This window comes from Kocuria sp. ZOR0020 (genome assembly GCF_000800955.1).
Taxonomy (GTDB): domain Bacteria; phylum Actinomycetota; class Actinomycetes; order Actinomycetales; family Micrococcaceae; genus Kocuria; species Kocuria subflava.
On the sequence record NZ_JROX01000019.1, the window covers coordinates 1 to 15090 of the forward strand.

The 15090-nt window shown below is 63.0% G+C and carries 12 protein-coding genes and 1 tRNA gene; 5 read left to right on the forward strand and 8 right to left on the reverse strand.

Features of this window, described 5'->3' with window-relative positions:
• The 3 genes from L979_RS01455 to L979_RS01465 form a co-directional block, all read left to right on the forward strand.
• On the forward strand, positions 1 to 881 hold an 881-nt coding region (locus tag L979_RS01455; RefSeq protein ID WP_047688357.1), incomplete at its 5' end, for an extracellular solute-binding protein.
• On the forward strand, positions 881 to 2533 hold the full coding sequence (locus L979_RS01460; RefSeq protein WP_081993543.1) for an ABC transporter permease subunit: 1653 nt from the start codon (positions 881 to 883) through the stop codon (positions 2531 to 2533). The genes L979_RS01455 and L979_RS01460, both read left to right, overlap by 1 nt.
• The gene (locus L979_RS01465) at positions 2533 to 3435 is read left to right on the forward strand and encodes a sugar ABC transporter permease (RefSeq protein ID WP_047688358.1); all 903 of its coding nucleotides are present in this window, start codon (positions 2533 to 2535) and stop codon (positions 3433 to 3435) included. The genes L979_RS01460 and L979_RS01465 overlap by 1 nt, the downstream gene beginning before the upstream one ends.
• A 1-nt stretch (position 3436) precedes the next feature.
• Here L979_RS01465 and otsB read toward each other — a convergent pair whose 3' ends face one another.
• Together otsB and L979_RS01475 are read right to left on the reverse strand one after the other, a co-directional pair.
• Entirely contained in the window at positions 3437 to 4255 is an 819-nt protein-coding gene (gene otsB / locus L979_RS01470; RefSeq protein WP_052209316.1) for a trehalose-phosphatase, read from the reverse strand.
• Positions 4252 to 5715, reverse strand: coding sequence for a trehalose-6-phosphate synthase (locus L979_RS01475; protein ID WP_047688361.1), 1464 nt, complete (start codon positions 5713 to 5715; stop codon positions 4252 to 4254). The genes otsB and L979_RS01475 overlap by 4 nt, the downstream gene beginning before the upstream one ends.
• A 264-nt stretch (positions 5716 to 5979) precedes the next feature.
• Here L979_RS01475 and L979_RS01480 point away from each other — a divergent pair, with 264 nt between their 5' ends.
• The gene (locus L979_RS01480; RefSeq protein ID WP_047688363.1) at positions 5980 to 6822 is read left to right on the forward strand and encodes a thioredoxin domain-containing protein; all 843 of its coding nucleotides are present in this window, start codon (positions 5980 to 5982) and stop codon (positions 6820 to 6822) included.
• Positions 6823 to 6963: 141 nt separating this feature from the next.
• Positions 6964 to 7036, forward strand: a tRNA-Thr gene (locus L979_RS01485).
• 24 nt (positions 7037 to 7060) lie between these two features.
• Here the strand turns inward: L979_RS01485 and L979_RS01490 are convergent.
• The 6 genes from L979_RS01490 to L979_RS01515 all read right to left on the reverse strand — a co-directional run bounded on the left by L979_RS01490 (position 7061) and on the right by L979_RS01515 (position 14872).
• Positions 7061 to 8428 carry an NtaA/DmoA family FMN-dependent monooxygenase gene (locus L979_RS01490; RefSeq protein ID WP_047688365.1) on the reverse strand — a complete coding sequence of 456 codons (1368 nt, stop codon included), beginning with the start codon at positions 8426 to 8428 and terminating at the stop codon, positions 7061 to 7063.
• A 167-nt stretch (positions 8429 to 8595) separates the two neighbouring features.
• Positions 8596 to 9294: a hypothetical protein gene (locus tag L979_RS01495; protein WP_156125285.1), complete on the reverse strand. Its 699-nt coding sequence runs from the start codon at positions 9292 to 9294 to the stop codon at positions 8596 to 8598.
• A 79-nt stretch (positions 9295 to 9373) separates the two neighbouring features.
• Positions 9374 to 10366 (reverse strand): hypothetical protein, encoded by a 993-nt coding sequence (locus L979_RS14250; RefSeq protein ID WP_156125286.1) that lies wholly within the window; start codon positions 10364 to 10366, stop codon positions 9374 to 9376.
• Between the two features lie 60 nt (positions 10367 to 10426).
• Positions 10427 to 11029, reverse strand: a complete 603-nt coding sequence (locus tag L979_RS01505; protein WP_047688368.1) for a TIGR03085 family metal-binding protein — start codon at positions 11027 to 11029, stop codon at positions 10427 to 10429.
• Between the two features lie 145 nt (positions 11030 to 11174).
• Positions 11175 to 13139 (reverse strand): ABC transporter ATP-binding protein, encoded by a 1965-nt coding sequence (locus L979_RS01510; RefSeq protein ID WP_081993545.1) that lies wholly within the window; start codon positions 13137 to 13139, stop codon positions 11175 to 11177.
• Between the two features lie 2 nt (positions 13140 to 13141).
• Complete coding sequence (locus L979_RS01515) at positions 13142 to 14872, reverse strand: ABC transporter ATP-binding protein (protein ID WP_047688370.1); 1731 nt, start codon at positions 14870 to 14872, stop codon at positions 13142 to 13144.
• Between the last annotated feature and the right edge of the window lie 218 nt (positions 14873 to 15090).

The window sequence follows — 15090 nt, forward strand, 5'->3', positions numbered from 1 at the left end:
GGGGCGAGGATTTCACGCAGAACGCGCTGACGGCCGTGACCTACGACGGCGTGAGCTACGGCGTTCCGTATGCCGTGGAATGTGTGGCCATGGTCCGTAATGACGACCTCACGCAGGACGAACCTGAGACTTTCGACGATCTGCGTGCCGTGGGGCGCCGTCTGATGGACGAGCAGGGGCTGCAGTACCCGTTCACCATCTCCCAGTCACCCACCAACGGGGACCCGTACCACCTGTACGCCCTCCAGACATCCTTTGGTGCCGAGGTCTTTGCCCGGGATGAGGACGGCGAATACCTCCCGGAACTAACCATGGGTGGCTCGGAGGGTGAGCAGTTCGCCAACTACCTGGCCGATCTGGGGGAGACAGGAGACCTGCGGACTTCCATGACGCCTGACATCGCCAAGGAAGCGTTCATCAACGGTGAGTCCGGTTTCCACCTGTGCGGTCCGTGGGACCTGGTGGATCTGGAGGCAGCGGAGATGAACTGCACCGTGTTCCCCATCCCGCCGGCAGGCCCCGAGGAGGCGCGTCCTTTTGCCGGCGTGCAAGCCTTTTTTGTCAACGCCAACGGGCGCAATCCCGTGGCAGCCCAAGACTTTGTGACCAACTGGATCATTCAGCCCGAATCTCAATTGGCGCTTTACAAGTCCACTGGGCGGCCACCGGCGTCGTCCACGGCTGTGGAGCAGATGCAGGACGATCCTTGGCGTGCGCAGTACGCCGTCATTGCCGAAACTGCTCTTCCCATGCCCGCCATTCCCGCCATGGGTGCGGTCTGGAGCTTCTGGGGAACGGCTGAAAACGCCATTGTGGATGGCCGAGGCGAGCCGCAACAGCTGTGGGAGAACATGATTTCCAACATCGAGGGACAGATCTGATGGCTTCCACCACCCGTTCATCTGCGCCTGAGCCCGCCGGAAACTCAGCGGAGACCACCCTGCCGTGGGGTGCGGGGGACTCCGCGCCCGCCAGTGAACCCAAGCGCGCACACTCGCGCGGGTTCGGTGTGGGATTCGTGGTCAAGTTGATCCTGATGGCGTTGATCAACGCCTTTGGCATTTACGGAATCGTTGCCGCATTCGGTGTGGGCAGCTGGGCCATTGCGGTGTTCCTGATTCTGGCGTTGATTGCCGCCAACCTGATCTATTTTCTACCCGGTAGGCGGATTCTTCCGGCCAAGTATCTTTTCCCCGGGCTGATCTTCCTGCTCGTGTTCCAGGTGTTCGTGATCCTTTACACGGGATACACGGCGTTCACCAACTACGGTGACGGCCACAACGGCACCAAAGAAGATGCCATTGCCCAGCTGGAGCAAACCTACGAACAACGGGTGGAGGGCTCACCCCAGTACCCGGTAACAGTGCTGAGCAGCGACGACGACGGTGCGCTCGCCCTGGCCACCGTCCAGGACGGCCAGGTGCTGGTGGGTTCCCAGGACACTGCCTTGGCGCCGGCTGCGAACGCGGAATCCTCCGACGGTTCAGTGACCGCAGTGGATGGTTACGAGGTCCTGGACTACGCAGAAACCGTGAACTCACCGGAGCAGCTTGCTGAGCTGCGAGTTCCGGTGTCCGATGACCCCGCAGACGGTGCCTTGCGGACTGCTGATGGGTCCACGGCTTTTGCCTACACACCCACACTGACCTACGACGACGGTCAGGACGCCATGGTTGATGCCGATGGCACCGTGTGGGCGGATCAGGGAACGGGTGCCTTTGTTTCTCCTGATGGGGAAGAACTGCGACCCGGCTGGCAGGTGTTCGTTGGATTCGACAACTTTGCTGCGGTGTTTGATCCAGAGGTCATTGGCGGTCCGTTCCTGTCCGTGACGTTGTGGACCTTTGCATTCGCGCTGATTTCCGTGGCTTCCACGTTCCTGCTGGGGTTGTTGCTGGCGATTCTGCTCAACGACAAGAACCTCAAGGGCCGCAACATCTACCGGGCCATCATTTTCATGCCGTACGCCTTCCCCATGTTCCTCTCCGCCTTGATCTGGGCCGGGTTGCTGAACACGGATTACGGGTGGGTCAACCAGGTTCTTCTGAGCGGGGCCGGTGTTCCGTGGCTGGAGGACCCGTGGATGGCGCGGCTCTCCGTGCTCTTGGTGAACCTGTGGCTCGGATTTCCCTACATGTTCTTGATTTCCACGGGTGCTCTGCAGTCCATCCCGGAGGAACTCTACGAATCAGCTGCCATGGACGGGGCCGGCCCCGTCCGCCGGTTCCGCTCCATCACCTTGCCCATGCTCATGGTGGCGGTGGGACCTCTGCTGATCGCGTCCTTTGCCATGAACTTCAACAACTTCAACGTCATTTACCTGGTGACACAGGGTGGTCCGCAGGATCTGGACTCCACCACCGGGGTTGGCGCCACGGACATCTTGATTTCTTTTGTCTACAAGATCGCGTTCTCCGGTGGCACCAATGACTACGGTTTGGCGGCAGCGCTGTCCATCTTGATCTTTGTGATGGTGGCCGTGGTGTCCCTGCTGACCTTCCGCCGCTCCAAGGCTCTTGAGGAGATCAACTGATGTCCAGCGCAACCACTCAGCCGCAGACACAGCGCGGGCGTAAGCGCAGAACCAAGGCCGGGCGTTCCAACGCGTGGTGGCGTCACGTGGTGGCGCTGATCATGTGCGTGTTCGCGCTGTTCCCCTTGGTCTACGCGCTGTCATCTTCCCTGTCAGAGGCAGGATCTTTGATGGGTTCCAACCAGCTGTTCGCCACGGTGACAGGGGCCAATTACCAGCAGTTGTTCTCCGATCCGCAGACGCCGTTCATGCGGTGGTTTGTGAACTCACTGGTGATTGCCGGTGCCACTGCCCTTGGCACCACTCTGATGGGCGCGGCAGCGGCTTACGCGTTCTCCCGTTTCCGTTTCAACGGGCGCCGCAAGGGCCTGATGTCCTTGCTGGTGATCCAGATGTTCCCGCAGCTGTTGGCGTTTGTGGCCATCTTCTTGCTGCTGTTCGCCATCTCCGGGGTCTATCCGTTCCTGGGGCTGAACTCCCGGATGGGCTTGATCGCCGTGTATCTGGGTGGTGCCTTGGGTGCCAACACGTTCCTGATGTACGGGTTCTTCAACACGATCCCGCGTGACATTGATGAAGCTGCCACGATCGATGGCGCCTCGCATGCGCAGATCTACTGGACCATGATCCTGCCGTTGGTGCGCCCCATCCTGGTGGTGGTGGCCATGCTGTCCTTCATCATGGCGTTCTCAGACTTCCTGCTGGCACAGATTGTGCTGCAGGACCCCTCCCAGTACACGCTGGCGGTTGGCCTCTACGAATTCGTCTCCGTGCAGTTCGGTGAGGACTGGGGAGTGTTCAGTGCAGGGGCCATCATTGCCGCACTGCCCGTGATGCTGCTGTTCCTTTTCCTGCAGCGCTACATCGTGGCGGGCCTGACGGGTGGTGCCGTCAAGGGGTGAGTCAGCCCTGGCGCAGTTCAGCCAACTGCGCCAGGACCGCCCCCATGGCATCCGGATCAGCCACACGGTACGGGGCAACGGTGTCCTTGGGCCCCACCTTGATGCCCAGGTCATCGGGTCCCAGCTCGGCAAGCCCGTGTTCATCGGTGACGTCGTCACCGGCGAACAGCGTCACATCAGGCTGCACGGCATTGATCAAAGCGGTGACGGCCTGGCCCTTGTCTGAGGTCAGCACGGAGCACTCCATGACCATCTCACCCGGGGTGATGCGCAGTCCCTCCAACGCAGAGAACTCTGCGTGCATGGTGGCCAGGGCCTCATCTGAGTCACCAAGGTTCTCCAGGGTGCGGGTGTGGAAGGCCACCCCGCCGGGTTTGTACTCGGCCACAGCACCGGGGTGGCGATCAACCAGGTCTCGGGTGGCGCTCACCGCCTGATCCAGCAGGGTCTGCTGTGTGGAGCTGAGTTCGATGCCGCTGCTGGTGGCCTCCGGACCCAGGATGCTGAGGTCGTACTCCCCGCCGTGGGAACCGGAGAGCAGCATCCTGCGGTGCGGGTCCACTGCGGAATGCAGGAAGTCCATGGTCCGCCCGGAGATCACAGCCACCCAGGTGTTGGGCAGCCCGGCCAAGGTCTCCAGGGCGGCTTCAGCTGAGTCAACTGCTCGGGAGGCCGCAATGTCCTCCGTGAAGTAGGCCAGGGTACCGTCAAAGTCCAGGGCCACCAGAAGACGCTCGGCGCCGGCCGCGCGCCGCAAGTGCTCCAGCAGGGCGTCGTCTTCCACTCGGGGTGAGGGCAACTCGTCGGTCGGGTTGGTCATGACGTCTCCGGGGTCTTGAGGTCAGTCAGGTCTTGAAGGAACTTGTCCTGCCAGTGGTTGACGTCGTGAGTCAGCACCTGCCTGCGCATGGCGCGCATTCGACGTCGGGCTTGATCTGCGGGCATGTCCTTGGCCAGCAGGATCAGTTCCTTGAGTTCATCAATGTCATGCGGGTTGACCAGAATGGCCTGTTTGAGCTGTTCGGCGGCCCCCGTGAACTCGGAGAGCACCAGTCTCCCTGACCCGTCCGACTTGGCAGCCACGTACTCCTTGGCCACCAGATTCATGCCGTCCCGCAAGGAGGTGACCAGCATGACGTCCGTGGCCAGGTAGAGCGCCACCATCTCCTGGAACGGGTAGCCGTGGTGGAGGTACCGGATGGCGGTGTGCTCCATGGTGTCGTACTGACCGTTGAGCCGGCCCACCATGCCTTCCACCTGTTCACGCAGCAGCTTGTAGGACTCCACACGCTCGCGGGACGGGGAGGCAACCTGGATCAGCACGTCCTCACCCACGGTGAGAGCACCGTCCTCCAGGAGCTCGCCGTAAGCCTTGATGCGGTGGCGGATGCCCTTGGTGTAGTCCAGGCGGTCAACCCCCAGGAAGACCGTGGTGGGATCTCCCAACTCGCGCCGAATCTCCTGCGCACGCTCCTGAGTTTCCGGCTTGGCAGCCATCTCACGGATGGCTGCCACATCAATGGAGATGGGGTAGGAGGCCACCTTGAGCGTCCAGGCGTCGTCGTCGTTCTCCGCACCCTCCGGGCTGATCCGTGCCTGCCCGTGCCGGAAGGTGACACCCAGGTAGCGGCGTACGCAACGCATGAAGTTCTGAGCGTCCCCGGGGCGCTGGAAGCCGATCAGATCCGCACCGGTGAGCCCCTCCAACACGGCACGGCGCCAGGGCAGCTGGGCAAAAATCTCCAGGGGAGGGAAGGGGATGTGGTCAAAGAACCCGATGGTCAGATCAGGGCGCAGCTCCCGCAGCATCCGGGGCACCAACTGCAACTGGTAGTCCTGGATCCACACGGTGGCCCCCTGCGCGGCAGTGGCGGCCGTGGCCTCTGCAAAGCGGCGGTTGACCTTCTTGTAAGCGTTCCACCAGGTGCGGTGGAACTCAGGGGGTGCAATGACGTCGTGATAGAGCGGCCACAGGGTGGCGTTGGAGAACCCTTCGTAGAACTGCTCCACCTCATCTGCGGAAAGGCGAACGGGAACCAGGTGGAACACATCGTGGTCGAACGGATCCAGGGATTCATCCGCGCCACCGGACCAACCGACCCAGGCGCCGTCGTTGGTGGCCATCACCGGGGCCAGTGCGGAGACCAAGCCGCCGGGGGAGCGGCGCCAGGTTGAATCACCGGTGTCATCCACCACGCGGTCCACGGGAAGCCGATTGGAGACCACCACAAAGTCGTACTGGGCGCCCTCCGAGTTCGGGGATTCGGACACTGGGCACATGGCAAAAACTCCTCAGGCAGCTGTGGGGTTGTTCACTGATCAGTCTACTGGCCATCTGGCCACCGTCCCTGTCCGCGGGCACCAGTGGCCGATCAGTGCAATGCAGCCAGCAGTCATGACCAGTACACACGAATCTGGGTAACAGCTGGATAACGAAGACCGCTATCCTTGCCAGCGAAACACAAAGGCCTGGTGCTCGGTCGGCCCACCCACTGCAGTGGGTGGCTGCGGCCGAGGCCACCCCCGGACGTCAGAAGAGGACCCATGGCCGGCAAGACAGATCAAAAGGACTTCAGGGCCCAGGCCCGTCAGATTGCGGACAAGCACGCCAAGTCCGATGCCCGTCAGCGCAAACTGTTGATCGGCGGCATCGCGGCCCTGGTGGTGGCCATCCTGGTGATCATCGGCCTGGTGTTCTGGCAGGTGCGCTCGCAGCAGGTGGCCGATTCCGGCCCCGTGCCCGCATCCTCCAACCAGTACGGCGGCATTGTGCTGACCGCCGACGGCGTGACCAAGGACAGCTCTGAGACCGATCAAGTTGATGTCAACGACGTCCCCGCACCACCGGAGACCCCGGCTGCGGAACCGGATGCGGAAGGCATTGTGGAGCCGGGGACGGCCAAGGATTCAGGGGATCCCGTTCAGATCGTGATCTGGCAGGACTTTGACTGCGTGCACTGCGCCGAGCTGGAAACCCAGTACGGGGACGACATCGCTGAGCTGGTGGAGAACAGCGATGCCACCGTGGAGTACCGCACGGTGAACTTCCTGGACAACGCCACGTACTACTCCTCCCGCGCAGCCAACGCCTACTACGCGGTGGCCGATCAGGTGGGCACCAAGGAGGCGCTGGAGTTCCAGAAGGAGATGTTCAGCCACCAGGGCACCGGTGGCCTGGACAACCAGGAGATCATCGACATTGCCGCCAACCACGGCGCCGACGTGAGCGATGCAGTCAACGACGGCGAATGGCGCACCATGGTCAACTACACCACTGCCTTGGCGCAGGACAACGGTGTGACCGGTACCCCCACCGTGATCATTGACGGCACCGTCTGGGATCAGAGTGAGGGCATCAAGGAGACGGTCGAGTCGGCCAAGGGCTGACCCACGTTTCACGACGGCGCCCCGCAGCACATGTGTTGCGGGGCGCCGTCGTTGTTTCTGAGTCTGTCTGGGTGTGAGGCAGGCCGATGTGAACCGCAGGCGGGCAGCCGCTATCATGGGCGGGTTCCGTTTTTGGAACGCGCCTCCTTAGCTCAGTTGGTAGAGCAGCTGCCTTGTAAACAGCAGGTCATCGGTTCGAATCCGGTAGGGGGCTCTCTTCATGCCCGCTGACCGCCGGTTACCGGCGGAACGCCGCAGCAGGGTGCGAATCGGCGGGGTGATCGGCTCCCGTCAGCCGCCCGCGCAGGGTGGAGCCGGCGCGTTCGGCCAACAAGCCACGACGACGCAGCTCCGGGCTCACGTGTTCGGCAAAGGCTGCCATGTCCACGGCGCGCACAGCGTAATCCACGTTGAAACCGTCCACCCCGGCCTCCCGGCACCAGCGTTCAAGTTCATCCGCCACTGTGGCTGCCGAACCCACCACCACGGGACCGCGGGCGCCGATGGCCATGTGCGCCGCCAGCTCACCCACGGTCCATCGCCGGTCGGGATCCAGGGTGGTGAAGGACTGCAGGGCCGAGCGGTTGCCTTGGATCTGCCCGTCCGCAGTCAGGGTGTCCAGAACCTCCTCCAACGTGGCTTCCGCAGGGAATTGGGCAAGATCCAGGCCGGTCCAGCCCGCGAACAGCGCAAGGGCTGCCTCCTGATCCACGTGTTCCAGGTACTCCTGGTGGCGCTGGCGGGCCTGCTCATCCGTTTCTGCTGCGATCACCGTCATGGACATGATCATCTGGGCGGCATCCCGGGGACGCCCTGATTCCTCCAAGAGGTCGCGGGCATTGTCCGTGAGCTTGCGGACGGTCTGCGTGGAGGTACCGGAGAAGAACATGGCTTCCGCGTGCTTGGCGCCAAAGGCCAGGCCCCGTGGGGATGAGCCTGCTTGGAACAGAAACGGCACCCGCTGTGGCCCAGGCAGGGTCAGCGCGGGACCCGGCACCGTGAAGTGTTCCCCGGAGTGGTTGGCCCCGTGGACCTTGTCCGGGTCCAGGTACACGCCCGTGCTGGGGTTGGCCTGCAGGGCGTCGGATTCAAACGTCCCCTCCCAGAGCTTGTAGACCACGTCCATGAACTCATCCGCGCGGTTGTACCGGGCGTCATGGGGCACCTGATCCGTGGCACCCAGGTTGCGCATGGCGGAGGCCTGATACCCGGTCACGATGTTCCACGCAATCCGCCCGTCCGTCAGGTGATTCAGGGTGGAGAAGCGCCTGGCCAGCAGATACGGCTGTTCATAGCTGACAGAGGCGGTCACTCCGAATCCCAGGGTGGTGGTGGCCGAAGCCATGGCGCTCACCGCCAGCAGCGGATCCAACATGGGGTACTGCATGCCGGCGCAAATGGCGCTGCGCCCGGAACCGTCAAAGACGTCGTACACACCGGCAACGTCAGCAAAAAACACGACGTCGAACCCGGCGGACTCCAGCAATTTGGCGTGCCCGGTCCAGAACCCCAGGTCCCGGTACTGCTCCGCATCCGCCAGCGGATGCCGCCACATGCCGGTGCTCTGGTGGGTGGGGACCATCATGTCCAACGCGCACAGGATCATGTCTTGATGCTGCCACAGAGGGGCCGACCGTGATGGGGGTGGCCATCACCGCCAGTCATCGTCCATCCTGCACACCGGGATCGACCTGGTGAACCCGTGGGAGGGGCCGGGTATCACTGTTCGGTGATGGTCACCGTGTTGGCGTTAGAGGCCCTGGTTCCACGTGATCAAGGGACACTGGCGATGTGTTCTTTGATAAGGGCTGCCAAGCGAGGCCTGTTGATGTCCCCTGGCACCTGAAATCCAGTGTGGATTTTGGTGAGCGAATCGGCCAACGGTTGAAGGATCCGGGCGGTGTCCAGTCGGTGCCCCTTGAGCGGGCTGGAATCCAGTGCCCAGGGGGAAAGGCCGTGTTCTTGACGGATCTCGAGCGGCGAGTTGAGGTCTGCGAGGTCTTTGGCCATTCGTCGACCGTGCCAGGCGTGGGCTTTCAGGACGACGGCGGATTCCAGGTCCGGTATGCGTGTTCTGTAATGAATGGTTTGGTCAAGACCAATCTCGGCGGCCACATCGATCATCAGCCCGGGCCTGTTGAGGGCGAACGTGAGTTCAGGCAGAGTGCTGACCTGTCCCACACCTGCCACCGTGGTTGCGCGTAGACCGGCGGTGGCTCCGCTTCGGGCCAGCAGGATGTTGATTTCCAGACGTTGCAGGTCGCCCGTCTCCATGACGAAGGCATTGCCGGCGGTCTTGTTGAAGCCCGCATCCACGAAGGCCTGAGTGGCCGGTGCAATGACCGAAACTTCATCGACGGCGGCGTCTGCATCCAACGTGGACCGAGCCGTGACCCTGCTGCAGGGATACAACTCGAGCAGAAGACGAACCATGTGGCCCCCGATGAGCCGGTAATCGATGCTGTCGCCCATGGCCGCTGCGACCGCCTGCTGGGCTCGATGACCCAGGGAGTCGGCGTTACTGGTGGACACAACTTTCAGCTGGTGGACCTCATCCACGGTCCACTCCCAACAGAAGCTCTGCGATCTGCGCAGCTGCCTCGAGGCTGTCGGGGTCTGCGCCACGATGAACGTCCCAGAACACCAGTGCAGGATCGGCCAAGACATGTGATCCAAGAATTGACTGATCTGGGGGCGCAGCAAGCTTCCAGACGGTCGGGTCCTGCGGTGTGCAGACCACCAGTGTTGCTTGGTCAAGTGGCGCGGGGACGAACCCCTCTCCGGTGAGGTCCACTGGCGATCGGGTGTACACGATCCCTTGTGTCGGTATCTTCCAAGGGGCCAAGTGATCGGCCGCCACGTCCCCGCTCAGAAGTGCGTCCTCATCGAGCAGCCGAGCCAGATCAAGCGCTTTGGTTGCCTGTTCTCGAACCGGGGCAAGGCTGTACCAACCGAACAGTTGACCTCCCGGTCCTGGATAGTCGGAGGTCCATTGCGTCAAGAGGCCCGGCCGGTCCCAAGCCGTGAGCCCGTCGCCGAGATCCCGGGCATACTGTCCCAGTGACCGTGCCGCGTTGGACACCGACTGCTGCGAGGTCCCCAGGGCGGCCGCGATCTCCCGATGGCGGGAGGGGTGACGTGTGATCAGCAAGTAGCGCATGACACCCCACCGGATCCAGGCCGGGCGGCGTCTGGCCGTGTGGGGTACATCTTGTGGCGAATCAGCCTTGCCGTAAGTGTTTCCACCGATGATCAGACGTGGTGGTTCTGATGTCAGGACGTCGATTTCACCTTGGGACGCTCGGGTCGTGACCCCCTCTGTGGCCGTGGTTCCGATGTGCAGTGGGCGCGAGCCTGTTTTCTGTGAGGTGCGTACTGAGTGTGCGTTCAGGCGCTTGACGTATTGCTGGGGCATGACTTGTCGCCAGCGGCCATCCGGGGTGCGCAGGCGCCATTCCTCGGACGTGGTGCCGCCTGCGATTTCAACATTCAGGTCGCGCAGGATCGCGGCCACGTCCATGTGCCTCGCTGGTTCAACAAGCATGAGCCCAATATACGGGGTTTGACTTGTTGGACAGGAAAACGATTATCTGGTAAAGGGTAGTCACTCCTCGGTGATGACCACCTCTGCGGCGTCGCGACGACCAAAGGCCCACAGCAGCAGCTCGGAGGGGTTGGCCCGTACCAGCTGCACACGCTTGGACTTGCCCTTGCCAGCGCTGACGGAGCCGTAGCCGGATGCCACCAGCAGAATCGAGTCCGACTCATTACGCAGCAGGGGCTTGGCCATCAGCTGGAGGGAACCCCAGAGGTCCTTCTCCTCGTCATGCAGCAGCTGACGGCGGTGCCAGGTTTCCTGCGCGCGGCGGACGTCCTCGTGATGCACAAAGAACTCAGCGGTGTTGATGCGCTTGTCCACAGGGCCGATGCGGGCGGGGGAGAGCAGGGACGGCTTCTCCACCTTGGCCACCAGCTCGTTCCACGGGAGGTCGTACAGAGCCGCATCCCCGGCTTCCGCGCGTTTGCCCAACACAGGCAGTTTGGGTGCGAACTTGCCCATCAGAATGTCCGGACGGGAGTCACGCTCCACCAGGTGCACGGCCAGGTCCCGGGTGTTCCAGCCTTCACAGTGCGTGGGCGCGTCCGGGCCCACACGACGCAGCAGGGCTGCCAGATGGCGACGTTCGACGACGGCGAAGTTGGTCACGGTGACTCCTCTGCCCGATCCGGGCCGATGGTGTTCCCCACTGCATGGTGATCATGCAGCGGGCTGATGATTCCACCGTAGCGCGATGCCACCGGTCAGGGAACTTGGGGTTTCCTCAAGGTCTCAACGGAAAACCGCCGGTGGCTCAGACCGTGCCCCCCTTGAACTGGCTGCGGTAGAGCTCCCAGTACGGGCCGCGAGCAGCCAGGAGGGATTCGTGGTCGCCTTGTTCCACGATCCGGCCTTGCTGCATCACCAGGATGGTGTCTGCATCCCGGATGGTGGAGAGTCGGTGGGCAATCACAAACGAGGTGCGTCCCTCACGCAGTGCGGCCATGGCCTTCTGCACGGCAACCTCCGTGCGGGTGTCCACGGAAGATGTGGCCTCGTCCAGGATCAGCAGGGCAGGGGCTGCCAAGAACGCGCGAGCAATCGTGATGAGCTGGCGCTCGCCGGCGGAGACGTTGCCGCCGTCGTCTTCGATTACGGTGTCGTAGCCCTCTGGCAAGGAGCGCACGAACCGGTCCACGGAGGTGGCCACTGCGGCAGCCTCAACCTCCTGATCGGTGGCATCCAAGCGGCCGTAGCGGATGTTCTCCCGAATGGTGCCCTCGAACAGCCAGGCGTCCTGCAGCACCATACCCACCCGGGAACGCAGCTGACCGCGCGTCATGGTGGTGATGTCCGTGCCGTCCAGGGTGATGCGGCCCGAGTTCAGCTCGTAGAACCGCATGACCAGGTTGACCAGCGTGGTCTTCCCGGCGCCGGTGGGGCCCACGATGGCCACGGTGTGACCCGGGTGTGCATCAAAGGAGAGGTTCTGGATCAGCGGCTCATCGGCAGCGTAGGAGAAGCTGACGTCCTGGAACTCCACACGCCCTTCCGTGCGTTCGGGCAGGGTGGCTGTGGCGGGATCAGGGTCCTGCTCATCAGCATCCAACAACTCGAAAACCCGCTCGGCTGAGGCCACGCCGGACTGCAGTTGGGTGGCCATACCGGCCACCTGGGACAGCGGTTGGGTGAACTCACGTGAGTACTGAATGAACGCGGTGGCAGCACCCAGTGTCATCTGGCCGGAGACCACCCGCAGACCACCCACCACGGCGATCCCCACGTAGGACAACCAGCTGATGAACTGCATGATCGGCATGATGGTGCCGGAGACGAACTGCGCCTTGAAAGCGGCGTCGTAGAGCTCGGCGTTACGTTCGTCGAACTGCTCGGCCATGGCTTCCTGCCTGCCGAAGATGGTGACCAGGCGGTGCCCGGAGAAGTCCTCTTCAATCTGACCGTTCAGTGCGCCGGTGGCTGCCCACTGCTGTCCGAAGTGCTTTTGGGCACGTGAGCCAACCACACCGGCTGCGACAGCGGACAGCGGCAGCGCCACCAATGCCACCAGTGCCAACTGCCAGGAAAGGATGAACATCATGATCACAATGCCGATCACCCGCATGGTGGATTCCAGCAGGGTGGAAAAAGTCTGTTGCAGGGTGGTCTGGACGTTGTCGACGTCGTTGGTCACCCGGGACATGACCTCTCCGCGGCGGCGGGTGTCAAAGTAGCTCAGCGGCAGGCGGTGGATCTTGTCCTCCACCTGTTTGCGTAGGTCACGGATGATCACCACGGAAATCTTGTTCAGCAGGTAACCCTGCGCCCACTGCAGCACGGAGGATCCGGCATACATGGCCAGCACCAGCAGAATGATCATGCCCAGGCGCTGGAAGTCGATGCCCGCACCAGGCACCAGATCCATGGTGGAGAACACGTCCGCCAGAGAGTTCTGGCCCTGATCGCGGAGGTCATTGACCACCTGCTCCTGGGTGGAATCCGCGGGGAGGTCGCGTTGCAGGACTCCGGCAAAAACGACGTCGGTGGCCCGTCCCAGGTACTGAGGGGCCAGAACGGCCAGGACCACGGAACCGGTGATGAACGCGGTGACCAGAATCATCCGGGAGCGGTGACCGCGGAACAGCCCTGCGATCCGGCCCACCGTGGGCCAGAAGTGCCTGGCCTTCTTGCCCGGGGGCACCCCTTCACCCAGGACCTCGATGTCATCGCTGGGCTCGGCAGCCTCCGTGTTCAGCTCCGGAGAGTTTTCAGTGCTGCTCATGCTCAGGCCTCCTCTGCCGTCAGCTGGGACTCCACGATTTCGCGGTACGTGCTGGAGGTCTCCAGCAACTCCTGGTGGGTGCCACGGTCCTGGATGCGTCCGTGTTCCAGGACCAGGATCTGGTCCGCGTCCACCACCGTGGACACGCGTTGGGCCACCACCAGAACTGTTTTGTCTCGGGCGACGGGGGCCAGAGCCTTGCGCAGCCGCGCATCCGTGCTGACATCCAGCGCGGAGAAGGAATCGTCGAACAGGTAGATCAGCGGATCGGCCACCAGGGCGCGCGCAATGCACAGACGTTGGCGCTGACCACCGGAAACGGAGGTGCCGCCCTGGGCGATGTTGGTGTTCAGGCCGTCCGGCATACGCTGCACAAAATCTGCAGCCTGCGCCACCTCCAAGGCTGCCCACAGTTGCTCGTCCGTGGCAGCGGGGTTGCCGAAACGCAGATTGGAGGCCACGGTTCCTGCAAACAAGTACGGGTTCTGGGGGACGGCAGCCACTCGACTGACAATCTGCTCGCGCGCCAGATCAGGCACCGCCACGCCGTCCAACAGCACAGCACCTCCCGTGGGGTCCACCAGACGTGGAATCAGCTTCAGCAACGTGGACTTGCCGGATCCGGTGGAGCCGATGATCGCCGTCGTTGTTCCCGGGGTGGCCATGAAGGTGAGGTCCTGGAGGACCGGCTGTTCGGCACCCGGGTAGCAGAACGTGACGTCGCGGAATTCGACGACGCCGGACGCTGCCCCCGGGGTGATGGGGTTAGTGGGCGCGTGCAAGGTGGTGCGGGTCTCAAGAACCTCGCCGATGCGCTCGGCGGAGACCATGGCGCGCGGGGCCATCATGAGCATGAAAGTGCCCATCATGACCGCCATCAGAATCTGCAGCAGGTACTGGATGAAAGCGGTCATCCCGCCCACCTCCAGCTGCCCGGCGTCAATGCGTTGAGCGCCGAACCACACCACGGCGGCGGTGGCCACGTGCAGGATCATCATGATCAGCGGGAACATCAGCACAAAGAGCTCGCCGATACGCAGGGAAATGGCGGCCAAGGCGTTGTTGGTGGTGGCAAAACGGTCACGTTCGTAGTCCTCGCGGACAAAGGCACGGACCACACGCAGACCAACCACCTGCTCGCGCAGCACCCCGTTGATGTCATCGATCCGGGACTGCATGGTGCGGAACATGGGCATCAGGCGCACCACGATCACACCGATCACCGCACCCAACAGCGGCACCGAAACCCACACCAGCCAGGACAACCCGGGGTCCTCACGGACCGCCATGATGATCCCGCCAATGCTCATCAGAGGTGCTGCCACCATCATGTTCAGCCCCATGAGCACCAGCATCTGCACCTGCTGGACATCATTGGTCCCGCGGGTGATCAACGACGGCGCCCCGAAGCGCTCCACCTCCATGTCAGAGAACCCCGCCACGGCGCGCTGAACCGCTTGTCGCAGGTCCCGTCCGGTGCCCATGGCTGCCTTGGCCCCGCAGTACACCGCACTGATGGCGGCAATGGCCTGAACCAGGGTGACCGCCAGCATGATGGCGCCGTTGTTGGCTATCACCTGCGTGTCGCCCTGGGCGATGCCCTGGTCAATGATCCGGGCGTTGAGTGCTGGAAGCACCAGGATGGCCAGGGAAGTGATCAGTTGCAGCACCACCACGCCAACCACCCAGGGCAGGTAGCGGCCGGTGTAACGGCGAATCAAACGAAGGAGCACGGGGCCTCCGGGGACAGTTGCAACACCACGCTCAGATTGACGTGGTGGCGTGAAGGGCAAACGGAATCTCAGCGCAAAAGACTGCAAACGTGGCTGGTCCGGGCGCTGATTCTTAGGATGTTGAAGTGCTGCGCGGCATCGGGCAGCACGTGCACTCTACTCCGGCGTGTCAACCGTGAGGCTCTGCCGTTTCCACCGTGAGGCTCTGCCGTTTCCAC

Bases quoted from the DNA above. Each gene is read 5' to 3' on its own strand.
- L979_RS01460 (WP_081993543.1), top strand. From the start codon at position 881: ATGGCTTCCACCACCCGTTCATCTGCGCCTGAGCCCGCCGGAAACTCA.
- L979_RS01465 (WP_047688358.1), top strand. From the start codon at position 2,533: ATGTCCAGCGCAACCACTCAGCCGCAGACACAGCGCGGGCGTAAGCGC.
- otsB (WP_052209316.1), bottom strand. From the start codon at position 4,255: ATGACCAACCCGACCGACGAGTTGCCCTCACCCCGAGTGGAAGACGAC.
- L979_RS01475 (WP_047688361.1), bottom strand. From the start codon at position 5,715: ATGTGCCCAGTGTCCGAATCCCCGAACTCGGAGGGCGCCCAGTACGAC.
- L979_RS01480 (WP_047688363.1), top strand. From the start codon at position 5,980: ATGGCCGGCAAGACAGATCAAAAGGACTTCAGGGCCCAGGCCCGTCAG.
- L979_RS01490 (WP_047688365.1), bottom strand. From the start codon at position 8,428: ATGATCCTGTGCGCGTTGGACATGATGGTCCCCACCCACCAGAGCACC.
- L979_RS01495 (WP_156125285.1), bottom strand. From the start codon at position 9,294: ATGGGCGACAGCATCGATTACCGGCTCATCGGGGGCCACATGGTTCGT.
- L979_RS14250 (WP_156125286.1), bottom strand. From the start codon at position 10,366: ATGCTTGTTGAACCAGCGAGGCACATGGACGTGGCCGCGATCCTGCGC.
- L979_RS01510 (WP_081993545.1), bottom strand. From the start codon at position 13,139: ATGAGCAGCACTGAAAACTCTCCGGAGCTGAACACGGAGGCTGCCGAG.